16 protein-coding genes are annotated in these 24,599 nt (G+C 34.6%); 6 read left to right on the top strand and 10 right to left on the bottom strand.

What is annotated here, in order from left to right; genetic code table 11:
• Positions 1-458 precede the first annotated feature (458 nt).
• Entirely contained in the window at positions 459-1,064 is a 606-nt protein-coding gene (locus tag IPK14_01585) for a hypothetical protein (GenBank protein MBK7992130.1), read from the bottom strand.
• A 247-nt stretch (positions 1,065-1,311) separates the two neighbouring features.
• Here IPK14_01585 and IPK14_01580 point away from each other — a divergent pair, with 247 nt between their 5' ends.
• Entirely contained in the window at positions 1,312-2,601 is a 1,290-nt protein-coding gene (locus IPK14_01580; GenBank protein ID MBK7992129.1) for a carboxypeptidase regulatory-like domain-containing protein, read from the top strand.
• 281 nt (positions 2,602-2,882) lie between these two features.
• The gene (locus IPK14_01575; protein MBK7992128.1) at positions 2,883-4,319 is read left to right on the top strand and encodes a hypothetical protein; all 1,437 of its coding nucleotides are present in this window, start codon (positions 2,883-2,885) and stop codon (positions 4,317-4,319) included.
• A gap of 62 nt (positions 4,320-4,381) precedes the next feature.
• On the opposite strand, the gene IPK14_01570 is transcribed toward IPK14_01575, so the two are convergent.
• Complete coding sequence (locus tag IPK14_01570) at positions 4,382-5,050, bottom strand: hypothetical protein (GenBank protein MBK7992127.1); 669 nt, start codon at positions 5,048-5,050, stop codon at positions 4,382-4,384.
• 218 nt (positions 5,051-5,268) lie between these two features.
• Here IPK14_01570 and alaS point away from each other — a divergent pair, with 218 nt between their 5' ends.
• Together alaS and IPK14_01560 are read left to right on the top strand one after the other, a co-directional pair.
• On the top strand, positions 5,269-7,917 hold the full coding sequence (gene alaS / locus IPK14_01565; protein MBK7992126.1) for an alanine--tRNA ligase: 2,649 nt from the start codon (positions 5,269-5,271) through the stop codon (positions 7,915-7,917).
• A gap of 126 nt (positions 7,918-8,043) precedes the next feature.
• Positions 8,044-11,217, top strand: a complete 3,174-nt coding sequence (locus tag IPK14_01560) for a glycosyl hydrolase (protein ID MBK7992125.1) — start codon at positions 8,044-8,046, stop codon at positions 11,215-11,217.
• Between the two features lie 57 nt (positions 11,218-11,274).
• On the opposite strand, the gene IPK14_01555 is transcribed toward IPK14_01560, so the two are convergent.
• Genes IPK14_01555 through IPK14_01540 form a run of 4 tightly spaced genes read right to left on the bottom strand, consistent with a single transcriptional unit; the run spans position 11,275 to position 16,362 of the window.
• Complete coding sequence (locus tag IPK14_01555) at positions 11,275-12,645, bottom strand: AI-2E family transporter (GenBank protein MBK7992124.1); 1,371 nt, start codon at positions 12,643-12,645, stop codon at positions 11,275-11,277.
• Positions 12,646-12,647: 2 nt separating this feature from the next.
• On the bottom strand, positions 12,648-13,223 hold the full coding sequence (locus IPK14_01550; GenBank protein MBK7992123.1) for a CDP-alcohol phosphatidyltransferase family protein: 576 nt from the start codon (positions 13,221-13,223) through the stop codon (positions 12,648-12,650).
• A 30-nt stretch (positions 13,224-13,253) separates the two neighbouring features.
• The gene (gene hutU, locus IPK14_01545; protein ID MBK7992122.1) at positions 13,254-14,903 is read right to left on the bottom strand and encodes a urocanate hydratase; all 1,650 of its coding nucleotides are present in this window, start codon (positions 14,901-14,903) and stop codon (positions 13,254-13,256) included.
• A 52-nt stretch (positions 14,904-14,955) separates the two neighbouring features.
• Complete coding sequence (locus IPK14_01540) at positions 14,956-16,362, bottom strand: response regulator (protein MBK7992121.1); 1,407 nt, start codon at positions 16,360-16,362, stop codon at positions 14,956-14,958.
• Positions 16,363-16,539: 177 nt separating this feature from the next.
• On the opposite strand from IPK14_01540, the gene IPK14_01535 reads away from it, so the two are divergent.
• Positions 16,540-16,947 (top strand): YraN family protein, encoded by a 408-nt coding sequence (locus IPK14_01535; GenBank protein MBK7992120.1) that lies wholly within the window; start codon positions 16,540-16,542, stop codon positions 16,945-16,947.
• 67 nt (positions 16,948-17,014) lie between these two features.
• Here IPK14_01535 and IPK14_01530 read toward each other — a convergent pair whose 3' ends face one another.
• Together IPK14_01530 and IPK14_01525 are read right to left on the bottom strand one after the other, a co-directional pair.
• Positions 17,015-17,209 (bottom strand): hypothetical protein, encoded by a 195-nt coding sequence (locus IPK14_01530; protein MBK7992119.1) that lies wholly within the window; start codon positions 17,207-17,209, stop codon positions 17,015-17,017.
• Between the two features lie 98 nt (positions 17,210-17,307).
• Positions 17,308-18,219: an MBL fold metallo-hydrolase gene (locus IPK14_01525; GenBank protein ID MBK7992118.1), complete on the bottom strand. Its 912-nt coding sequence runs from the start codon at positions 18,217-18,219 to the stop codon at positions 17,308-17,310.
• 308 nt (positions 18,220-18,527) lie between these two features.
• Here IPK14_01525 and IPK14_01520 point away from each other — a divergent pair, with 308 nt between their 5' ends.
• Positions 18,528-19,001 (top strand): signal peptidase I, encoded by a 474-nt coding sequence (locus IPK14_01520; GenBank protein MBK7992117.1) that lies wholly within the window; start codon positions 18,528-18,530, stop codon positions 18,999-19,001.
• Positions 19,002-19,022: 21 nt separating this feature from the next.
• Here IPK14_01520 and uppP read toward each other — a convergent pair whose 3' ends face one another.
• Positions 19,023-19,874 (bottom strand): undecaprenyl-diphosphatase UppP, encoded by an 852-nt coding sequence (uppP, locus tag IPK14_01515; protein MBK7992116.1) that lies wholly within the window; start codon positions 19,872-19,874, stop codon positions 19,023-19,025.
• 36 nt (positions 19,875-19,910) lie between these two features.
• A complete protein-coding gene (locus IPK14_01510; protein ID MBK7992115.1) occupies positions 19,911-24,569 on the bottom strand; it encodes a GAF domain-containing protein in 4,659 nt (1,552 codons plus the stop codon).
• Positions 24,570-24,599 lie beyond the last annotated feature (30 nt).

The raw sequence follows: 24,599 nt of genomic DNA, 5'->3' as shown, positions 1-24,599 counted from the left end.
TAAGTACAAAATTTACATAACTTTAACTTTGCTACTATATAAATTTATAGCTAATTTATTATTATTAGGTATTTTACATAGCAAAATAAAGTTAATAAAGAGCTAACACAACCCCAGTAACTAACTGGGAAATTTTCACATAAAAACACTGGTCATAATAGTTTGCAGCAAAATTTATTCCTTAATTAAAATAATTAAATTAAAATATAACCATAAAAAAAACAAAAATCTTAATAACAAAAATAAAGGAATACTAAATTTATAAAATTTAATAAAGTCATTTATTACAAATATTTTTTGCCCAAAATAGAGTAATCTTAAGTTATTTTGATATTTAATAATGCACTACACACAAGCTATAGTTAGCATAATGTAAAATTACTATAAACAAAATACAAAATACTCTTTTAACTAAACTAACAACGCTTTTAAGGTTAAATTATTTTAGTGAGAAAATTTTAGTTCAAAGTTGGGGGCGCGCGGGAATGAGATTTTTGGAATTTTTCAAAAGCTATTTTTAATTCTTTATCAAAGAAAGAATTTGTTTTAGTTAGCTGAAAACAAACAGAATGTAAAGTTGTTAATATTACTAAGCTTTCCAAATTACTTAGCTGTGTTGCTGTTGATATGGGGCAAAGGCAAGGTTTTTCTAAACTTTGTGAAGAAAAATTAACTTTACTTTTTTCTTCAATTAAAGCTAGTTGGTTTAAGTAAATTACCCGCTCAACATTATTAAATCTCTTGAATGTAGTAGTGTCTACAACAATACTAGTAGATCTATCTTTTTCTTCCTTTATCAAATGACAATGAGATTTAGATAAATTGCTAGTTTGCCTTTTACTTGTGTCATAACTACTTTTTTCTGAATTGTCTCTAATACAACAAGATGTCTCTCCATCAACACAACAAGACATTGAACAAATTTGTTTTGTTGATGCAAAAAAACCTATAAATATGTTTAATGGAAGTAATGTGGTTAAGACAGAAAACAATACTAAAACTGCCAAAACAGCCTTTAAGACAAAATTTGGTGAAATTTTAGTTTTTCGATTGAAAAACCACATTTTGAAACCTTTGTAACGATTACATTAATAGATTTAATTTAGTGTTGAGTCAGAAGCAACTTGGATTTTATGTTATCTCAGATATTCTAGCAACTTATTATTGGCTAGTTTTAGGTAAAATCTTAAAAGCTATAACTAACTAAAGCATAGTTAATAAATAATTTATCTAAGTAGCTAGAATTTAATGCTTTGTAGTATACTTTTTAACCCATAACAAAAATGTAGAAATGCAGAAAAGAGGAATATTATGCACCACATAATAACAAGTTTATTTAAACTAGTATTCTTTCTAGCCATTACTGCCCCAATTTTAACATTTGCTCAATCTGCTGGCTCGACCTCTGCCGCTATTACAGGTCGTGTTACAGATGAGTCAGGTGCTTCAATTGCTGGTGCAACAATTTTACTCACTCAAACAGATACAAATCTATCACGTGAAGCTGTTTCTTCAACTGATGGTCTTTATACACTTTCTCAACTCCCACCAGGAGCTTATGAGGTAAGTGTTTCTGCGGATGGTTTTAAGTCTTTGATGGGACGTATTTCACTTTTATTAGGTATTTCCACTCGTTCAGATTTTGTTTTAACCATTGGAGCAACTTCTGAAGTGGTTGAAGTAGTAGCTAGCGATCCAGCATCTCAAGAAAATATAGAATCTAGTACAAGTGTAGAAAAAGAAAAAATTACCGTTTTACCCATTAATAGACGTGAATTTTTAGATTTTGCTCTAACTGCTGCACGAGTTACAGTTGACCGTGTTCCTGTCCAAGGCGCAACCGCAACCTCGGGCCTTTCCTTTAATGGTCAATCTGCTCGTTTTAATAATATTACTATAGATGGTTTAAGTAATAATGATATAGGATCAGGATCCGTGCGTGCAACTTTTAGCCAGGAAGCTGTCCAGGAATTTCAAATTATTACAGACAATTATTCTGCTGAATTTGGACGTTCCTTAGGCGGCATTGTAAATATTGTTACTAAAGGTGGTGGTAATCAGTACCATAGCACAATTTTCTTCTTAAATCGTAATGATGAAATCAGTGCTAGAGATACTTTTGCTGCTACAAACGCAGATTTTTCCCAATATCAATTTGGGGCAACTTTAAGCGGCCCAATCAAAAAAGATAAATTATTTTTCTTCTCTTCATTTGAGCGTTTGTCTGTAAAACAAAATAATATTGTTACTATTAGCGATGATTCTATAGCTGCTGCTCGTCGCCAAGGTTTTGCAATTAGAAATGGAGCTATTCCATTTTCTGTTGCTACAACAAACCTTTTAGGTCGTTTAGATGGACGTTTAAGCCCTAATGACACATTTTATCTACGTTACAACTTTGGTGGAGCTTATAATGGTGCATTCCAACCGTTTGGAGCATTATTTGGAGAAGATACGGGTTCAATTCAAAACTTAACAGATAATACTGTAGTTTTTAACAATGTCTATGTAAATACTCGACTTAATTTAATTAATGAAACTCGATTTTTATATGGTCATCGAGATCAAACAGTTGTCCAAGTTAACCAAGGCCGGGCATAAGTATTGCGGCTCCAGAAGGAAATATTCTTTTTGGTAGTTTTCTTTCTCGCCAACCTCGTGTAGAGGATATTTTTCAAATTGTTAATAATGTTTCTCTAACACGTGGAAGACACCAAATTAAATTTGGGATTGACTTTAACTATACAAATCTACCAGATAAGAAAAGTAGTGTTCCATTTTTTGACCAAGGTAATGCAACGTTTTCCCCTATAGATTTTTCTGCTTTAACCGGCATTCCTAACTTACCTGTATTAAGTTCTTTACAAGCATTTGATCCTACTTTGCGAACTCCTCAGCAAAGAGCATTTTTAACCGCTGCATCAGCGTTAATACCTGCTCTAGCACCAGGTTTTCCAGCTAATTTACCTTTAGCTAGTTTGCCCTTACCATTGCTTTTTGTACAAGGTTTTGGGGACACTCGTTTAATTATTCCTACAAAATTTTTTACAACATTTGTACAAGATGATTTTAGGTTAAGACCAAATCTCTTAATTAGGGCAGGTCTTCGTTATGATATTAACCGCGTTCGTTTTATGCCTACTAATAACGGTAATTTTAGTCCTAGAATAGGTTTTGCTTTTAGACCTACTCAACTACCTAAACTAACAATTCGTGGTTCTTATGGCTTATTCTTTTCTACACCATTAGTTGGCGCAGCATTTTTCTCTCAACTAAGCACATCTGGAGCATTAAAAATTCCTGTTATCCCTTTCCCTTTCTCTATACTGCCTTATAACACATTGCCAGGCCGTCGTTTTCCAATCAGTAACGACATCCCAGCAGGTATAAATTTTGAACCACAACTTACTAATACCTTACAATTTGAACCCAATGTTCGTAATAGCTATACCCAACAAACAAATTTCGGTTTAGATTACTTAGTTAATAATTCTACCGTTGCATCTATAGGCTATACTTATGTTCGTGGTGTTAAACTATTTAATTCCAGACAAATTAACCCTGTAGTTAGACCTATTCCAGGCGATTTATTAGGAAGTTTAAGAACTGGTCGTTCAGATCCAACGACGGGCCAAATTACACAATTTGAAACTGCTAACGATAGCTACTTTAGTGCTTTAACCATAGCAGTAAATCGCCGTTTTACAGGTAATTTTGGCGTTTTAGTAAGCTATACTTTTGCAAAAGCTATTGATAATGCTTTTGATTTACGTACTGATGTAGTAGATAAACCTGTTAACCCACTTAGAATAGGTGATGAGCGTAGTTTATCGGTTCAAGATGTACGAAGTCGTTTTGTTTTATCAGGACTTTGGAGACTTAATTACACTAAAAATCCTATTTTAAGAGACTTTCAACTTTCTTCTATAATTACCTTAAACTCTGGTCGTCCATTTAATTTATTAGCAGGTGCAGACCTTAATATGGATGGAGATAGCGGAGATGGTGATAGACCATTTTTCCAAGGTGTTAGTTTACCTCGTAATGCTGGCATAACAGGTGGATTTGCTAACGTTGATGTAAGACTTTCAAGAACTGTAAAATTGGGCGAAACCTATGAATTTCAAGGTTTTATTGAAGCTTTTAATTTATTTAACCGTGTTAACATTAGCGAAATAGGTCGTATTTTTCCAGCCGATGCACAAGGCAATTTCCAATTGCCTGCTAGAGATGGAGATCGCTTTATTGCTACCTCAGATAGATTTCGTAATGCTTTTGCACCTCGTCAATTTCAATTTGGCTTCCGCTTAGTTTTCTAAGCTTAAGTAAAATAGCCCAGCAACTGCTGGGCTATTTTACTTAACTTTCTAAAGTATAATATTTATTTTTTATTTTCCTTCAACAACTCTTCATCTATTTCAGACTTTTTTGTAGGCACTTTTTCTTGATAATACTCTAAAACATCATTGCTATCTTCTATTGTTGTCCCATTAGAATTAGTTAAAAGTCTTACTCTTATTAATTCCACTTGACTATTAGTAATATTTATTTCTTGTCTCAATTTCTGTTCTTCAAATTCTAGTCTTGTTCTTTCTTTAGCAATTTGTTCTTTTTCGTTTTCTATTTCTGTTCTAATAATTCTTTCACCTTCACTACGATTAAGAAAGCTTCTTGTAAGAAATTCCCTATCAATATTTTTTAATCTAAAATCTAGTTGTGCATCACGAGCCATTAGAATTCTTAGTTCGCTTTCAATAGCAGCAAATCTATCTGTTAATTTATCTAAACGGTCTTGCTCTATTTTTAAAAAAAGTAAATCTGTCATCTTACGTTGTTGAGCATTTAACTGACGGATTTCTTTTGCTAAAGCACGAATTTCTTTTGATATTTCTGCTCCATTAGGTTGGTTTGCAGTTTCAACAATTTCCTTAACGTTTTTTTGGGGTTCTGTTCGAGGTTGTTGTAAAGCGAAGAGCCAAACGTTACCATCAATAAATGGACAAAGCATAGTCAATAAAATGCCAGCTATTACCTTTCGTTTGAATCTCATCGCTTTTTCCCCTGTTCTCTTAGCTATAAAAGCTTCTTATTACGTTTGAACCATTAAAGCAGAAAAAAGTTCCAAAAAAAGTTGCCTTTTTAGAAAAAATTTTTTCCGTAAGCTCTAAGTTCTCAAGTCTTGCAGTTAAACGGCAATTACACTATCTTAATTAGTTACGATTTTTTACAGATTGTTAAATAACTCAAAAGACTGGAAACTTTATCCTCATGACTGGACATGAAATTAGACAGAAATTTTTAGAATTTTTTGCTACCCATCAACACCGTATTGTAAAAAGCTCGCCTCTACTACCAGCCAATGACCCAACACTACTTTTTGCTAATGCTGGTATGAATCAATTTAAGGATGTTTTGTTAGGTTTAGAACCCCGTGATTATACACGTGCTGTTACTTCTCAAAAATGTATTCGTGCTGGTGGTAAGCACAATGATTTAGAAGAAGTTGGAAAAACCGCTCGACATCATACCTTTTTTGAAATGTTAGGTAATTTTTCTTTTGGAGATTATTTTAAGGAAGAAGCCATTGTTTTTGCTTGGGACTTATTATTAAAAGAATTTCAACTCCCGCTTAATAGACTTTGGTTTACTGTTTATAAAGATGATGACGAGGCGTTAGAACTATGGAAAAAAGTTGGTGCGCCAGCAGATCGAATCCTAAAATTTGGGGAAAAAGATAATTTTTGGCAAATGGGCGACACAGGCCCTTGTGGGCCTTGTTCAGAAATTCATTATTATATGGGCGACGATCTTTCATTACAAAAAGCAGAAATGGTTAATGGGCCCGGTGATGATGTAATGGAAATTTGGAACCTAGTTTTTATGCAGTTTAATAGAGATGCTAGCAAAACTTTAACCCCGCTGCCAAAACCCTCTGTTGATACTGGAATGGGACTAGAACGTATTAGCGCGGTACTTCAAGGCGTAAAAAGCAATTATGATACTGATTTAATCCGTCCAATTTTAAGTTTTATTAGTGATTTGTCTAGTCGTGAATATCAAGCTAACACACCTGAAGGAATGTCTATGCGTGTGCTAGCCGATCATGCCCGTGCTACAGCATTTGCTATTGCTGATGGAATTTTACCTGGTAATGTTGGTCGAGCTTATGTCTTACGTAAAATTATGCGTCGAGCTATTTATCATGGTAGCCATCGTTTAGGGCTTTCAGACGTTTTCTTTCATCAAATTACTGATTATGTCACCCATATGATGGGCGGCCCATTTCCAGAGCTTTTAACTAGCCGTAATTTTATTAGTAAAATTGTTCAAGGTGAAGAGCGTCGCTTCCGTAATACACTTAAGAGCAGTTTACCTAAGTTCCATGATTTGGTTGAGCGTCATGGAAATGAAATGCCGCCATACAAAGAGCTAGCAAAACTTTATGATACTTTTGGAATGCCACAAGATTTAATGAAAGTTATGCTAGAACACCAAAATCATGAATGGTCAGAAGAAAATTTTGAACAAGCTCTAGCAGAACTACAACAAACAACACAAATTGCTTGTGCTACCCCGGCTCAAACAAAAACCAAAGCTATTTATCAACAACTAGCTGAACGTGTGAAAAGCTCTTTTACTGGTTATCAAGGAACTGAACTTCTTGGAGCTAAAGTTTTAGCTCTAGTTTCTAAAGACGAAGAAGTTGCTGAACTTACACCTAGCCAAGATGAAAAAGATATATTTGAGGTAATTTTAGATCGCACACCTTTTTATGCTGAGTCTGGTGGTCAAATTGGCGACACAGGACTTTTAGAAAATGATTCTGTCCAGGTGCGAGTTTTAGACACTTTTTCACCTATTAGCAGTCTGATTGTTCATAAAGTAAAGGTAGAGCAAGGCACATTAAAAGTAGGTGATGAACTAGCAGCCTTAGTTGATGGTGAACGTCGTCGCCGAATTATGCTTAATCATACTGCTACACACCTTTTACACGCTGCATTAAAAGAAGTTCTGGGGCCACATATTAAACAAGCAGGAAGTTTAGTTGCTCCTGACCGCCTACGTTTTGATTTTACCCATTATGCAGCCCTTACAGACTCAGAAATTACTGAAATAGAGCGTTTAGTTAATGAGCAAATTCAAGTCAATACAGATGTTTCTAAACAAGAAATGGAGCTAGAAAAAGCTCTAGCTTCTGGAGCGGTAGCATTATTTGGGGAAAAATATTCTAGCCAAGTTCGAGTCATTAGCGTCCCAGGCTTTAGTACAGAGCTTTGCGGCGGTACACACGTTTCAGCTACTGGCGATATAGGTTTATTTAAGATTGTAACTGATAGCTCAATTGCTGCTGGAGTTCGTCGTATTGAAGCTATCACCGGGCCCGTAGCAATAGAGCGTTACCAACAAGCCTACAACCTTTTAGATAATCTAGCTATTGGGTTTAAGGCTTCTTGGAATGATATTCCAGGACAAGTTGAGCGTTTACAATCACTTCTAAAACAAGCTTCTAGCCAAATTGACAGCTTAAAACTTAAACTTGCAACTCAATCAGTTGCAGGCTCAATTAATGATGCTCGCTCAATTGGAAATATAAAAGTTTTAGCTCAAAAAGTTGAAGACTTAGACCGTAGCGGTATGCGTCAACTTGCCGACACGTTAACCCAAAAATTAGGTGCAAGTGTAATTGTTTTAGGAACGGCTGAAGATAACAAAGCAGCTTTGCTAGTACGTGTTTCTAATGACCTCACCAAAAAACTTAATGCAGGTAAAATTATTAAGGAACTGGCTGCAATAGTTGGTGGAAATGGTGGCGGAAGACCTGATCTAGCTGAGGCTGGAGGCCGCGATGCAACTAAACTTGATGATGCACTTACAGCTAGTTACCAGACTGTAGAAAAAATGCTATCGGCTAATTAGGTTAAGTTATTTTCTTTTTAAGGTTAATATAATCAATAAAGATGCTAAAGAATTAAGATATTTAACTTTAGCATCTTTATTTGTTTTATCGCCTGTTAAACACCAATCAATAGGAAAAAATAAATCATGAAAATTAAAAATCTTGTTTATATTGCAAGTATTTTATTATCAATAGTTTGTATAGTTAATTACTTCCCTAGCAGTGTTAAAGCACAAAAACAAGAATCTGCTGAAATATTAAAAAATCTAAAATGGCGTTCCATAGGCCCTTACCGAGGTGGGCGGGTTGCGGCTGTTGCTGGTGTAGCATCAGACGAGTTTACCTATTATTTTGGTGCAACAGGTGGAGGAGTTTGGAAAACAATTGATGGTGGCGAAAATTGGCGACCAATCACAGATGGACAAATTGGAACAGGTTCAGTAGGTGCTATTGCTGTTGCTGAAAGTGACCCTAATGTAATTTATTTAGGTATGGGTGAAAGAACTGTTCGCGGCAATGTCTCTCATGGTGATGGAATCTATAAATCAACTGATGCTGGTAGCACTTGGAAACATATTGGATTAAAAGATAGTCGTCATATTTTTAGAGTTCGTATTCATCCAAAAAACCCTGATATTGTTTATGTAGGGGCACTTGGACATTTATTTGGTGATAACACGGAACGCGGCGTTTTTCGCTCAACCGATGGCGGAAAAAATTGGACAAAGATTCTTTATAGAAATGAAAAAACAGGAGCAACAGACCTAATTATTGACCCTGTTAACGCAAATACTCTCTATGCTGGGCTTTGGGAAGTCCGTAGAACTCCTTATAGCTTAGAAAGTGGTGGTAAAGGTAGCGGACTATTTAAGTCTACTGATGGTGGAGACACTTGGACAGAGCTTACTCAAAATAAAGGCTTACCAAAAACCACAATTGGAAATATTGGTGTTACAGTTTCACCAGTAAATCATGATCGAGTTTGGGCAATTGTTGAGGCTGAAGAAGGCGGTGTTTTTCGTTCTGATGATGCTGGCAAAACTTGGGCAAGAGTTAATGAAGACCGAAATTTAAGACAACGCGCTTGGTATTACTCCAGAATTTATGCTGATCCTAAAAACTTAGATACAGTTTATGTGTTAAATGTCCACTTTCATAAGTCAAATGATGGTGGAAAGAGCTTTTCACCTATTAGCGTTCCTCATGGAGATAATCATGACCTTTGGATTGATCCTAATAATCCGCTACGTATGATTTATGGTGATGATGGCGGCGCGTCCGTGTCTTTTAATGGTGGAAAGACTTGGACAGAACAAGATCAAGCTACAGCACAATTTTATCGTGTGACTGTAGATAATGACTTCCCTTACAACATTTATGGAGCGCAACAAGATAATTCAACAGTAAAAATTGCAAGTCGTACTAATGGAGGTTCAATAGATCGCCGTAATTGGTATGCTATTGGCGGTGGTGAAAGTGGCTGGATTGCCCCTCATCCAAAAAATTCTAATATTGTTTTTGCTGGCTCATATGACGGCTTTTTTACTCGCTATGATCATATAACAGGACAAACCAGAGATATTAGCATTTGGCCTGATAACCCAATGGGAGCAGGCGCAGAAGGCTTAAAATATCGTTTTCAATGGAATTTTCCTATTTTATTTTCTCCTCACGATAGTAGCACTATTTATGCAGCAGCAAATGTTTTATTTAAGTCCACAAATGAAGGTGATAGCTGGCAAGAAATTAGTCCAGATTTAACACGTAATGATAAAAGTCGCCAAGGGCCATCAGGCGGGCCAATTACTAAAGATAATACTAGCGTAGAGTATTACGATACAATTTTTGCTGTAATGGAATCTTCCCTTCAAAAAGATTTAATTTGGGTAGGCAGTGATGATGGACTAGTGCATATTACTCAAGATGGCGGCAAAAACTGGCAAAATGTTACTCCAAAAGATTTACCAGAATGGATTCAAATTAATTCCTTAGAAGCGTCTCCACACAGTGCAGCCAAGGCTTATATTGCTGGGACAATGTATAAATCTGATGATTTTCGTCCCTATCTTTATAAAACTAGCGATTATGGAAAAACTTGGAAAAAAATAGTTAATGGTATTGCAGATCAAGCATTTACAAGGGTAATTCGTGAAGATCCAAATCGTGCAGGGCTACTTTATGCTGGTACAGAACTTGGGGTTTATGTTTCCTTTAATGATGGTGAGAACTGGCAACCACTACAATTAAACTTACCTGTTGTGCCAATTACAGATTTAGTAATTCATAAGCGAGAAAAAGACTTAATAGCAGCTACTCAAGGTCGTAGCTTTTGGATAATTGATGATTTGACACTTTTACATCAAATGTCTGATGAAGTAGCTAAATCAGACTATCATCTTTTTAAGCCAGAAGATCCTTATAGAATGGCTGGTTTTGCTCCACAACTCCAACCAACTGCAACAGTTGGAGAAAATGCGCCTAATGGAGCAGTGGTAAACTATTATTTCAAGAATAAACCTGATGCTAATACCCAAGTAAAATTAGAATTTTTTGATAGCAAAGGCATATTACTAAAAACTTTTGTTGGCAAAGATAAAGATGGCGAAGAAAAGCGAGACGACGATCCAAACAGACCTGACAGTTTTACTTATCAACAAGGACTAAATCGTTTTATTTGGAATTTAAGAGTTGAAAACCCAACTAAATTTGCTGGGATGATTTTATGGGGTGGAACTCCTGCAGGGCCAAGAGTTGTTCCCGGTAATTACCAAGTAAAGCTAACTGTTGGAGATAAAACATTTACACAAAACTTTGAGCTAAAAAAAGATCCTCGTCACACTAGCACACAAGAAGATTTTCAAGAGCAGTTTGATTTGCTAACAAAAATTAGTAATAAAATCAATGAGTCTCATTTAGCAATTATTCAAATTCGAGAAGTAAAAAAACAGCTTGACGATATTTCTTCACGATTAAAAGACCAAGCAATAGCCAAAAATAGCTTGGAATTAGCTAAAAGCTTAAAAGAAAAGCTTACAGCAGTAGAAGAAGAGCTTTATCAGACGAAGAATCGTAGTTCCCAAGATCCGCTTAATTTTCCTATTAAGTTAAATGATAAGTTAACTTTGTTGGCTGATACGGTTGGAGATGGAGATTATAAGCCTACAAAACAAGCTTATGCGGTTTATCAAGAATTATCAGGCAAGGTTGATGTTCAGTTACAAAAACTTTCTAGTTTAATAGATCAAGATTTGAAGAATCTTAATCAATCAATTAAGGAGCAAAACTTTCCAGCAATAATCTTAAAGGCAAGAAATAAATAACCATTGTTTTTATTGATGATCTTGGCTCTTAAATTGCCAAGATCATCAACTTAAAAATTAAGAAGTCTCAATAGATTCTTTTTCTCTATCTTTGCTATCTTCTTCTTGTTGGTTTTCTTTATCTTTTTTCTCTGTTTCAATAATAAATGTTGCTTCTGTAACTATAGGATTAATAAGTTTTGGAATAGTAAGTTTACCTGTATTACCTGTAGTAAAACTAACAAAACTATTATCGCTAACAATTTGACTTGAACCAACTTCTACAAAAGGGATAGTTTGGGAGGAAACGCTAGCAGGGCGTTGATAATAAGTGGATTTTAAGTAACGTTGGTAGAGGTAGCCAATAAATATCTTAGCACTAGCCATTACAGGAGCAGCCAAAACAATTCCTAAAATTCCAAATAAATGATGTCCAAGAATAATGCCAACTAATACCATAAATGGATGGAGTTCTAGTTTTTCTCCTAAAATTTTTGGAGTTAAGATAAAACCTTCAATACTTTGAACAATTGGATAACAAGCAATAACCGCAACTATTCGCCAAGCTTCAGGATGACTAATTGCAGTAAAACTAATTACTAAAACTGCGGCTGAACCAGTACCAATATAAGGAACTATATGACCAAATCCAGATAATATGCCTAAAGCAAACCACATAGGCACGTCTAAAAAGAAAAATGCAATAACATAAAGTGTAGCCATCGCGCTACATACAATTAGTTGTCCTCTAACAAAGTTACGTAGTACAGCATCAACTTGTCCAAATAGTTCAGAAACTGTTCCTCGATTACGTGGGGGTACAGTTTGATAAAGCATTCCTGTAAGTATACGGAAATCTACTAGAATATAATAAATAAATAATGGGATTAAGATTAAGTTTAATACGCTAGCTGTAATACTACCAATTTGTAAGATACTACCTTTAACAAAACCAACAACAGGTTCTGTAACGGCTGAAGGATCTTGAGTAAATTCATTAAAGCTTTCAAAAACTTTTTCAAAGGCCGCAGGATTGCGAGCGCGAAGAGTATCTAATTTAGGTTGGGCCCAGGTAGCAACAGATTTAACAACATTAGGAAGTCTAGCAATAATATCTGAAAGCTGTAGCCAGAATTTTGGTAAGAAAACAAATAAAAGTACACCTAAAAACAAACCTGTCAGCAGTAAAGCAATAATAGTTGAATTGGAACGAGAAAAGCGATAAGCCTCAAATCGTTCTACTAAAGGTTCTAAAATATATGCAACGGCTAGAGAAATTAGCAGAGGAACAAAAACAGGAGCAATAATTTGTGATAAACGCTGCACTACACCAATACCCATATAAGCAAGCAATAGAAAGCCTAAAAGCGTAACAATAAAAGGAAACATTTTAGGCCATTTGTTAGAGCTTGGCCCAATAGGTGGTAGGTTTTGTGTAGATGATGGCATAGTTAACCCCTTTGTGTGCGGCGATACTCTACTAATTCTTGGTTTACAAAATAAATATAATGTAGTCCAGAAAAAACAGTCATAAACAGAGATAAAACATAAAAAATAATTAAGTATTCTTGATAGTAACCTATACTATTACTAATAAGAAAGACTAAAACTGTAATTAATAAAATTGTTGTATTCCATTTACCAGGTTGAGAAGGCTTAAAGTCACTAAAGCCAGTTAGTTGGCGAATAATTAATGCTACTACAACAATACCTATATCTCTAATTATGGTAGCAGCAGTTAACCAAATGGGTAGGGGTTGATAACCTTTATCAGGTAAAGTTAAAACCAGGTAAGTAACAGTAAGTAATAATTTATCAGCTATAGGATCTAGCCATTGACCAAGTCTGCTTTGTTGATTAAATCGGCGAGCTAAAAAACCATCTAGACCATCACTAATACCTGCAATAAAAAAGATTATCAAGGCTAAAGTAAAATTTAGCTTTAGGATTTCCCAAACAAAAAACGGAATCAACAGGATTCTAAGTAATGTTAATAGATTGGGAATAGTTAAATCTTCTTTTTTCACAAGAGTTTAGGCTAACAGCTTTTAGTTTAATCATTGATTTAGTAAAGGGATTTTTATGCCTTTATTATTAGCAACTTCAACGGCTTCATCATAACCAGCATCAACATGACGTGCAACCCCTATGCCAGGGTCATTAGTAAGAACACGGTTAAGACGTTTAGCGGCCAGGGCAGTCCCATCAGCAACACTTACTTGGCCTGCGTGTAGACTATAACCTATACCAACTCCACCGCCATGATGAAATGACACCCAGCTAGCACCAGAAGCCGTATTTAGCAAAGCATTTAATATGGGCCAGTCAGAAATTGCATCAGATCCATCTTTCATATTTTCAGTTTCTCTAAAAGGAGAGGCAACCGATCCGCAATCTAAATGATCTCGCCCAATAACTATTGGGGCAGAAAGTTTTCCTTGTTTAACTAGGTCATTCATTGCTTCAGCAAATAAAGCGCGTTCGCCATAACCTAGCCAACAAATTCTTGCAGGAAGACCTTGGAAAGCGATTCTTTCACGCGCTAAACGTAGCCAACGTGCTAGAGCTTCATTTTCTGGAAAAAGTTCTAGGGCTAAATCATCTGTGCGACGAATATCAGCCGGATCCCCTGAGAGAGCTACCCAGCGAAAAGGCCCTTTTCCTTCACAAAATAGCGGACGAATATATTCAGGTACAAATCCAGGTATATTAAAAGCATTGCTTACACCTTGTTCTTTAGCCTGAGCGCGAATGTTATTGCCATAATCAAAAGTTACTGCACCCATTTTTTGTAGCTCTAGCATTGCTTCAACGTGTTTAGCCATTGCAGCTTGAGAGAGTTTTATATATTCGCTTGGATTTTCTACACGTAAAGCAAAAGCTTCTGACAAACTCAAACCATTGGGAACATAGCCATTTAGAGCATCATGCGCACTAGTTTGATCTGTTAGCACATCTGGAACAATGCCACGTCTTACAAGTTCTGGTAAAACATCAGCACAATTTCCAACTAAGCCAACTGATAAAGCTTGACCTTGGGCTTTAGCTGTTAAAACTAAATCTAAGGCTTCATCTAAAGAATAGGAAATTTGATCACAATAACGGGTTTGAATGCGCTTTTCTATTCTTGATGGATCAACATCTATACCTAAAAAAGCTGCTCCATTCATTACTGCTGCTAAAGGTTGTGCGCCACCCATTCCACCAATACCGCCAGAAACTACTAATTTACCTTTAAGACTACCTCCAAAATGCTTATCCGCAACAGAGGCAAAAGTTTCAAATGTACCTTGTACAATTCCTTGTGTCCCTATATAAATCCAGCTTCCTGCGGTCATTTGACCATACATCATTAAACCTAGTTTTTCTAGTCGATGAAATTCATCCCAATTTGCCCAATTACCAACTAAATTAGAATTAGCAATTAAAACCCTTGGAGCATATTCATGAGTGCGAAATATGGCTACAGGTTTACCAGATTGGACTAACAAAGTTTCATCGTCTTCTAAATTAATTAAGCTTTTTACAATTGCTTGATAACATGCCCAGTTACGCGCAGCCTTACCAACTCCTCCATAAACAATTAAATCTTCAGGTTTTTCGGCTACATTTGGATCAAGATTATTCATTAACATACGTAAGGCAGCTTCTTGGTGCCAACCCTTGCATTGAAGTTTATTACCATGTGCTGCGCGAATTTCCTGCATTAAATTGCCTCCATAAGCATAAAAAATTATTTTGGGCTTTCTTTATTAGTTATTAATCTGTGGTAATTAATCTAGCGTCAAGAAGGTTAATAATACTTTCCATTACTTCAAAATCTGTAAAAGCAACTTTTTCTAAAACTTCTTGAACTGTTGCTTGTGCGCCAATGGCAAAAAGTACAATAGCATCAACATTAGAGAGACCTGATTGAACAGCCTTTTCCGTACCTGGTCTAAGGTGAGCATCTAGGCCAGAAGAAAATTTAGTTCTTAACATCTCAAATTCATCCATTTGGCGATAACCTTCTAATAAAAGGTTTTCCATACGATCTTTAATCAATGACTTAACATTACATACCTTAGTTTCAAAAGTGAAACTGCCTTGTTCTAAGGTTAATGATCGAAAAAAAGCTTTTAAGCCAGAATTTTTTCCATAAGAAGCATTGATAATATTTCCTTCTTGAAAGTAAATATGAACTGGATCACGTAAAAAACTAGTATTAATTACTAGCTCACCACTTTTTCGGTTGTTATTAATTATGTGTAATATATCTGGGAGTGCTACTTCAGAAAGTTGGCCTTGTAAAGCTCCTGAAGTACCACGACGATATTGAGCATCTTCAACTAATCGTCTAACTCTTAATTGTAGTTCACGTACAGAGAAAGGCTTACTTAAATATTCACTAGCACCTTGTTCTAGCCCTTCTATTTTATCGTCGGTGCTGCTTTTAGCAGTTAGGAAAAGAAAAGGGATGCTTTTAAGTTCTGGATGGCTACGAACTTTTTGTAGTAGCTGCATACCATCCATAATGGGCATCATATAATCAGAAATAATTAAATCTGGTAATTCTCTTAAAGCTAGTTCATAGCCTTTACTTCCATCAAAAGCAAAAACTAGGTCATATTCTTCTTCTAAGGCTGCTTGCAAAACATCCCGTGTTAATGGTTCATCTTCAGCAATCAATAGTTTTGGACGTTGTATTAAAGGTTTAGCAGCTAAATAGCTACCTGTGTCTTCACCCACACCTTTAGTTTTTTTAATGATTGACTGTACAATTTGTTGTAAATCTTTTGTTTTACTATTAGCTACTTCATCTGTACGGGTTTTCTTTAGAATTGCTTGGACACGTAGTTGAATACCTAATTTAGGTCTTTCTCTTGAAACTTTAGTATCAAATCCTAAGCGAAAATCTTCTATTTCACTCCATTTACCTGATTCTGGGATAATAAACATAAATGGAATAGTTGTAGTAGTAACATTTTCAATAACTTGTCTAAATAAATCATCTACTTTTTCTGGATGTTCAGTATAATCAACTATAATTAAAGCAGGCATTGTTTCTTCAATTTTTTCTAATGTTGGATCAATTTCTGTTTGCATTTCCGCAGCAACAGTGCTTAAGACTTCACTAATAATTGTAAGTAGTGATTCATCGCGTACTGCTACTAGAATTGTCTTCATTATAGAACCCCAAAAAGTTAATTAATAAATGATTTAGAGTGGGAAAATTGCTTCTATATTAAGGCAAGCTTTAGCGGGAGACAAATCAAATCAGCTTATTTCTTAGTTTTGCATCTATTCACAATAATAAAAAATCTTATTTAATTTAGGAAGTTTATGATCAGCAAAACAGAAAATATATCTACTCAAATTTTAGGTAAAAAAGGTGAAGAAATAGCAAAAGATTTCTTAAAAAAAGAAGGCTATAAAATTGTTGTAACTAATTTTATAGTATATCTACGTCGTAGTTTATCAGGCCAACCTATCACTGGAGAGATAGATATTATTGCATATGATGAAGATGTACTTTGTTTTATTGAAGTTAAGACTAGAAGCAGCGATTTTTTACCACCAGAAGCAGCAGTTGATTTACGTAAGCAACTAAAACTTAAAAAAGTAGCTAAAAAATATAGACAATTATTACAGCTTAAGAATATAGTTTATCGTTTTGATGTGGTAGCTATTGTGTTAATGGAAGATAAATTAGAGATTAGGTTAGAGAAAAACTTCTTTTCTAATAAAAGCAAAAATAATTTTGATCTGTAAAAAAGCAAAGTACTACTAATAGTCCTTAAGTAGGACATAATATCTAAAGCAAAATATTAATTTATTTCTAGTTTGTTTTGCTAGTAGAAATACTCTCTTTAATTAATTTATAAGAGTTAACAAGGTTAAACACTGTATCAAATACAAGCCCTTTAGTTTTAGTAACTTCAGCTACAACTATTTTGTTTTGCAAATCTTTAATTACAATTTCATTTTGGTTAGATAGACTTTGCCAAGTTTGACCAACTTTTACTTGTTGCATGTAAATTTCCTTTATTATTATTCAAAAAACATATTTGAAGTTATTTAGTAGCAGCAAAATTATGACGCGCTGCGTTATAATCTGTCAAGAATAAAACCCTATTTTCCATTTTGAAAGTTAGTTAATTCTACCTTGTCATGCGCACAAAACACTTTTACTTCATTAGAATGAGATTGTACAAGTCTACGTAAGCGCTCTTGATTATTTATTCTAGCTTCAGGATCTACTTGAACAATATTTTGAAAAAGCCATAATCCTGGAGTGCAATGATAGCCGCTTGGAGACATTTCTCCATGAAAAAAATATCCATCTCCACAATGTAGCAACCAATTTTCCTTTGTTTTAACAGCAATAGCACAATGCCCGCGACTATGCCCAACTAATGGTACTAGTAATATTTCTGTCTCATTATTTACTAAAGTTTGTACTTTATCAAATCCAAACCAGGTTTCGCCCTTTTCTAAAGAATGTATTGCCCAATCAGGCTTATGTTCCCACTGAAGCGAGCGATAGCGATTTTTTTCTTTTAAGCTAATTGGGTTCATAGCGGCTTTATATTCGGTCTCAAAAACATGCACTTTAGCTTTTGGAAAGTCTGAAAGTCCCCCTGCATGGTCAAGATCTAGGTGGGTAACAAAAATATGTTTAACATCTTCTAGCTTAAAACCTAGTTTAAGAATTTGTTGAGCAGCGGTTTCTTCTCTATCTAATTTAGGTCTTACTGCTGCTACAAAAAACTTACCTAGTCTAACTGTTGGTTTTTCAATATCTTGCAAACCTATTCCAGTATCAACTAATATTAATCCTTCATTAGTTTCAATTAATAAACAATGACATACCATTTCACCTGGAGAGAAAAACCCATATTTAGTAGCAGAAGTTATACCTAATAATGTTAAAAAAGGTAATTTTTTACTATCTATATTGCTAGTATTATCATAACTAGGGCCATTAACTAAGTAAGAACTATAGGGACACATGGTAGCACAATTTAAGTGATGAACACGCATTTATTTACTAGATCCTAAGTAATTTTTAACAAAGTATTTTTTATACCCTTTATTAAAAATTTTTTCTAGCAGTTATGGAGATAGAAGTTTTGTACTAAATAGAAGATATTTAGAGAAAGATTATTAATAATAGCTTAGAATCAAACAAATAGCTGGCAAGAATCTTTAAAATGCTCTTGCCGTCTTACTCTGCTTTTAATATGATTAACCCTAAGCAAAAAGACTTTTATAGACCCTTTAGCCAAGCCTGCCTGCAAGTTTTAGCTATTGGACTGTTAAAAGGTAGCTATTTTATAAAGGTCAGCAATATGCAAACTTATAGCAAGACAAAACCCAAATCTATCCGAGAAATTGGTCTCACCTTACCAAATATTTTAGAAATAGCTCGTCAGGAATTAGCTAAAAAGCGTCCTTTTCGTATGCAAGTTTCTGGCAATAGTATGACACCTAATATTTGTGATGGTGATTTTGTTACTGTAGAAGCAGTTGGTCTACAAAAAATTCATGTTGGAGATATTATCTTATTTGCTAGTATAAGTAATACTGCATTAGTCCATAGAATTACTAAAGTTGAAGTTCGTAGTGGAGTAAGTTATCTTACCACTTGTGGAGATGCTTCTAGTTATGATGATGTCTCTATTCCACAATCAAATGTACTAGGTCGAGTGACTTTAATTGAACGAAAAGATAAATTAATAAATCTTAATAATCCTTTTACTAGATTACTATCTCGGTTATTTACTTTATTGAATAGATTAAAACAACGTTCAAAAAAAGATTAATTATTTTATTAATATAAAAATTTAAGCATTGATTACTTTTGTGAGTACCAAAGTTAAAATTATTATTCCTAATGTAATTCTATAACCAACAAATACATAAGTTGTATGAGTTTGCAAATAACGCATTAGTAATTCAATGCTAATATATCCAACAATTGCGGCTGCAATTGTTGCAACTATTACAGAAGTATTCATTTGTCCAACTAATTCTTGTCTATATTTATAAAGTTCATAAACTCCTGCACCAAAAATAGAAGGAATACTTAAAAGAAATGAAAAGCGTGCAGCAGACTCACGAGTTAAACCCATAAAAAGCCCTGCTGTAATTGTTGTACCTGAACGAGATGAGCCAGGAATTAAAGCAAAAGCTTGTGCAATTCCAATAAAAATAGTATCAAATATAGTTAATTGTTCTACAGTGCGGATACGTCTGCCGTGTAATTCAGCTAAAGAAAGAAATATAGCCCAAACAATTAGGCTACCTGCAATAACATATAAATTTTTAGTAAAAACACCTTCTATAGTTTTCTTAAATAATAAACCAGATACTACAATAGGAATTGAGCCAATAATAATATACCAGCCAAGTCTTGCATCTGGACTAAGGATCATGTCACGACCTTTTAGATAATATAAATTACCAACAAAAAACTCCCTAGTTATAGTAATTAGATCTGGAGCAAAATATACAAGCACTGCAAGTAATGTCCCTAGTTGTATTACAGCCATAAAAGCTGTCCATTGTTCTGGAGAAAGCTTATCCATTGTTCCAAGTAATTTACCAGTTAGTGTCATATGTGCGGTGCTACTGATAGGTAGAAATTCGGTTAAACCTTGAATAATACCTAATAGTAAAGCTTGCCAAAAAGTCATAACGATACCTTAAAATACATTAAATTTATTAATCTATTAATCTATTTTATTTGGAGTTAGTGTATTATTGATTAATGTTATTAACTCGCTTCGTCGGAAAGGTTTAGTAATTAAGCCTGCAAAGCCTGTAGAAAGAATTTTTTGACGCTCATTTTCTGCCAAAAAGCCAGAAATAGCTATTACCTGTATATTTGCTAATTCTGAAGACTTACGAAGTTCTAGCATAACATCATAAGGATTACGCCCAGGCATATTAACATCCATTAAAACTACTTTAGGCAAAAATCTTTCAGCCATTCTTAAACCTGCTTCAGTACTACGAGCAGTTAAAATTTCATGACCTTGACGTTCTATAATAGAAGTCAAAACCCTTAAACTATCCTCTAAATCTTCAATTATTAAAATTCTCGGTTGATTGCTAGAGATCTTTACCCCATCAAATTGTTTATCTCTATTTTCAATTATAATACTTTGTGGTGAGATTGGTAGACGTACAACAAAAGTACTACCTTGATCCTTTCCAGCACTTTCAGCTTGAACTTCACCCCCGTGAACTTCTACTAGAGATTTTACTAGAGATAAACCTATACCTAAACCACCGTAACGACGGGTAGATGAGCTATCAGCCTGACGAAAGCGTTCAAAAACTAAAGGTAGGAAAGTTGGTTCTATACCTATACCATTATCTTCTACTCTTACTTCTATCCACTTATCATTGTAAGAAGTGCTAATTTTTACATATCCCTTAGCACGAGAAAATTTTATTGAATTAGATAGCAAATTCCAAAATACTTGTTGAAGTCTGTTAGTATCAGCACTTATTTCAGGCAAGTTCATGGTTAAATTCTGCTCAATTATAACTGCTCGGTTATCTGCCATTTGTTTTACTGTTTGCACAGCAGAAATTACTACTAGATTTATATCTGTTGGCTCAATTTCTAGTTTTAATACTCGGTTTTCAATTCTTGATAATTCTAATAAATCATTGATTAGTTGTTGAAGTGAATCAGCATTATTTAGAACAGCTTTTAAGCTATTGTAAACATCTTCCTCAAGTCCTTCATGTTCAATTAATAATTCTGTCCAACCACGAATAGAAGTTAGAGGTGTACGTAGTTCATGAGAGAGTGTAGCAAGAAATTCATCTTTTAATCGGTTAGCCTCTCTAAGTTCTTGTAGAGCTTCTTGTAAACTCGCAACTAATCTAGCATTTTCCATTGCTACGCCAACTTGACGACCAATTGCATTAATTAATTGAATTTCATTGGTTTGAAACTTATGTTTTTGACGATGAGCAACTAAAAGTAGTCCTAAACCACGATTTTTAGATTGTAAAGTAGTAATTAAAACTGCTCGCAAGCCTAAACGATGAGCAATATCTCTAAAAATTGGATCTGGCATCTCATCTTTATCAATATTTTCTATTACATAAGTTTGTTTAAAATCTGCTGCGGATTTAATCAAACTTCTTTGACTATTAGGTTGGGTGATTAAAGATAGAATTGATTCTGGCTGTTGCCCATGATAGGCAACAGGTCGTAAGGATTCTTGCATTTCATCTAACAATAAAACTAGTCCTGTATCGGCTCCCATCACTTCAACAGTTTTAGCAAAAGCACTAATAATAATTTTATCTATTTCTAGCGATTTACTAATTTCTTCAGATATAGCATTTAGCGTAGATAGTTCACGGTTACGCTGAGCCATCTCTTTTTCTGCTTCTCTTTCCTTAGTAACATCTCTTACTACTAAAATCAGGTTGGCAACTTTGCGTTTTTCATCCAAAATAGGGTCAATATTTTGTCTTAAAATACGACTTCGCAAATCTTGAACTTCCACCTGCATACTAACACTAGATTTTAATGATTCTGCAATAGGTTCAAATCCAATATAAGCTTCAGGAGCAACAGAAAAGAGCTTTGATCCATGTTTTCCTACCAAATCTTCATTATTAGGATTACAAAGCCGGTTTAATGCCTGGTTAACACAAATTACTTTTCCTTCTTGATCCAACAGTGCTACGCCATCTGTCATAGAATCAAAGGTTCGCTGCCAATGTTCTTGACTATCAGCAATATGACGAAATAGATAAGCATTATTTATTGCTACTGCGGTTTGTGATGCAATTGCAGCAACTAAGTCAATCTCTGTTTCTTGCCAAATACGCACTTTTTCGCACTGATGAAGACCCATAATACCTATAAGTTTTCCAGATTGAACAATTGGGACTATTAATAAAGACTTTACACCTGTATTAATTAGTTCTGTTTTACCTTCAGCAAAAGGATAATCTGCAACATCATTAACTACTAATAAACGTTGATTTTTGGCTAACCATTTTAGGAGTTTAGGATGAAAAAACTCTAAATTCTCTTTTACAGAAGAAATATCTGTGGCTAAATATTCGCTTTTATGCTCTAAACTATGAAGACGTGATGTATCATAAATTGGCTCAAAATAAAGTAGTATAAAACACCGGTCAACAAGCAAAGATTGTCCTAGTTGTACAACTAATTTTTCAATTATTTCACTACGATTAAAAGAGTCTGCCAGGGTCTTAAACATCTGATTTAACAAAACTTCTTTTTCAGCTTGTGCGCGACTTTGCTCTAGAAGATTTGCCTGGCTAATCGCTACTGCTACTTGATCAGCAACTGCATTAAGCAAACTTACTTCTTCTTTTTTCCAAAAACGTTGTTTACCCTGTTGTTTTAGCCCAATTATGGCAATTAAGCTTTTATCTACATAAACCGGAACATAAGCCGCAGCCGGCAACCCTGTATCGCCTGTTGATTCTGTTGTCTCTGCTTCATTTTCTTGCTCTTGTTTTTCTCTCTCTTCTTTAGAAAACCTTACAGAACTAGTAACAGAAAGAAATTTACCACTATTTGACCAATCTAAATTATCTCCAAAAATTCTTCTATCAACTGCTCGTCCTTGCAAAGATTTTATTCCTGTAGCACAAAATTCACTTTCAATAACTATTTGCTTTTTGTTGCTATCAGCTAATCCAATAAAACAATGATCTATAGCTAAGGTTTTTGCTAGTTCTTCTACTGTAGTTTGCAAAACTTGTTTTGGGTCTAAAGAAGCTCGTATTGATGCTGTAAGCCTATTTAATAATGCTTCCCTTTCAGCTTGCCTTTGTAGTTTAGCAATTAGTTCTGCTTGCTCTAAAGCTATAGCTAGTTCTTGAGAAACTGTTATAACTAAATTCTGCTCATCTTTTGTCCATGTCCGAGTTCGATCACACTGATCTAGCCCAATAAAAGCTCGTTTATCACCTGTTGTTGCTATTAAGTAATATAAAGTAGATCGTACATTATTATCTTTAAGATATTCTTCTATAGATCTAAGTAATTCTTCACTTTGTGCATCAACATACATTACAACTTCGCCACTAGAAATGGTTTCTTGTAGTCCAAAATTATTTTTTATTGGAAAAACAGATCGTGTTAATGGGGATATATCTTTAGCACGATATTCAAAAACAATATTGCTAGTTTCATCCTCTTGAGGAGACAAAATAATATAACACCGGCTAACGGCTAAATGTCGTCCAAGTTCATTAACAGCATGTTGAAGAACTAATTCCCAATCTAGCTGTGAACCAATAGCTTTACTAATTCTTTTAATTAACTCTTCTCTTCTGACTGCTTGAACATCAATTCCTACATTTTTTACTAGTTGTTCTACGGTACGTACTCGATGAATTGCGGCTGAGGTTTGCTCAACAGACTGCTGCAAAATTTGTACTTCTGTATCATCAAATCCAGATTTAGAATGAGTAAAAAATAAAATCGCTCCTATAACTTGATCAGCAAAAGTTAATGGAAAAGCAGCACAACCAATTAACCCCGCATCTAGCCATTCTCGCCTTACTCTTAAAACAGTCTCTTTAGCTAAATTACGAATAATTAAATATCGCCAATTAGCAACACACCATCCAGGAATTGAATAACTTGCTGGTAGAAAATGCCCAAATTGAAACCTTCCTGTACTATAGCGTGCCTGTTCTGTATTAAGTAAACGACCTGTAGTTTCATCAATAATATTTAGACTAACAAAATCAAAAGCTAATATTCGTCTTAACTCTACCACTAGAGTATGAAATAAATCTGACACATTATTAATTAGTGTAAACTGTCTAGCTAGTTCATTAACTAGTAAATACCTATCAAATTGTTTGCGTAATTCAGCATAAGGACGAATTAGTTCTAAAATATAAGATAGACCACTTATTAAATGGGCAAAATGGGAAATTTCGCTTATTTCCCATTTACGAGAATCTTCAGTTTGTATAGTAATTAGTCCAACAATTGTATCGCCTAATTGAATAGGCATAGACATTAAAGAAGTTATCTTCCAATCAGAACTTATTTTTTTGTTGTTAAAACGTTTATCTGTAGCAATATCATTTACAGGCAGTGGTAAAGAAGAATTTAGTAATTCTTCTGTATAATCTTCTTCCCAGGGAAAAGATTGTCCTAAAATAGAACTCATCCCATTAGCACAATACTCATAAGTTGCTTTAGCCCCTGCGCGGCCTTTTTGTATAGTAAAAATCACTACCCTAGAAGCAGAAAAATCTTGCCCAAGTAAAATAACTGCTTCAGAGAAAATTTTTGATGGGCTAGGCAAAGTGCTTTGCCTAGCTGGTAGTAAACTACGTACAAAATCCTCTGTTCTGCTCATCTCGAACTTAACCTAACATGGCCGAAATTA

The sequence above is a fragment of the Blastocatellia bacterium genome (assembly GCA_016713405.1).
Taxonomy (GTDB): Bacteria; Acidobacteriota; Blastocatellia; order Chloracidobacteriales; family JADJPF01; genus JADJPF01.
This window is presented reverse-complemented; position numbering and strand designations above follow the sequence as displayed.

Coding starts and splice junctions, on each gene's coding strand:
- IPK14_01560 (MBK7992125.1), top strand. CDS start 8,044: ATGAAAATTAAAAATCTTGTTTATATTGCAAGTATTTTATTATCAATA.
- alaS (MBK7992126.1), top strand. CDS start 5,269: ATGACTGGACATGAAATTAGACAGAAATTTTTAGAATTTTTTGCTACC.
- IPK14_01525 (MBK7992118.1), bottom strand. CDS start 18,219: ATGCGTGTTCATCACTTAAATTGTGCTACCATGTGTCCCTATAGTTCT.
- IPK14_01585 (MBK7992130.1), bottom strand. CDS start 1,064: ATGTGGTTTTTCAATCGAAAAACTAAAATTTCACCAAATTTTGTCTTA.
- IPK14_01530 (MBK7992119.1), bottom strand. CDS start 17,209: ATGCAACAAGTAAAAGTTGGTCAAACTTGGCAAAGTCTATCTAACCAA.
- IPK14_01570 (MBK7992127.1), bottom strand. CDS start 5,050: ATGAGATTCAAACGAAAGGTAATAGCTGGCATTTTATTGACTATGCTT.
- IPK14_01520 (MBK7992117.1), top strand. CDS start 18,528: ATGCAAACTTATAGCAAGACAAAACCCAAATCTATCCGAGAAATTGGT.
- hutU (MBK7992122.1), bottom strand. CDS start 14,903: ATGCAGGAAATTCGCGCAGCACATGGTAATAAACTTCAATGCAAGGGT.
- IPK14_01555 (MBK7992124.1), bottom strand. CDS start 12,645: ATGCCATCATCTACACAAAACCTACCACCTATTGGGCCAAGCTCTAAC.
- IPK14_01580 (MBK7992129.1), top strand. CDS start 1,312: ATGCACCACATAATAACAAGTTTATTTAAACTAGTATTCTTTCTAGCC.
- uppP (MBK7992116.1), bottom strand. CDS start 19,874: ATGACTTTTTGGCAAGCTTTACTATTAGGTATTATTCAAGGTTTAACC.
- IPK14_01510 (MBK7992115.1), bottom strand. CDS start 24,569: ATGAGCAGAACAGAGGATTTTGTACGTAGTTTACTACCAGCTAGGCAA.
- IPK14_01540 (MBK7992121.1), bottom strand. CDS start 16,362: ATGAAGACAATTCTAGTAGCAGTACGCGATGAATCACTACTTACAATT.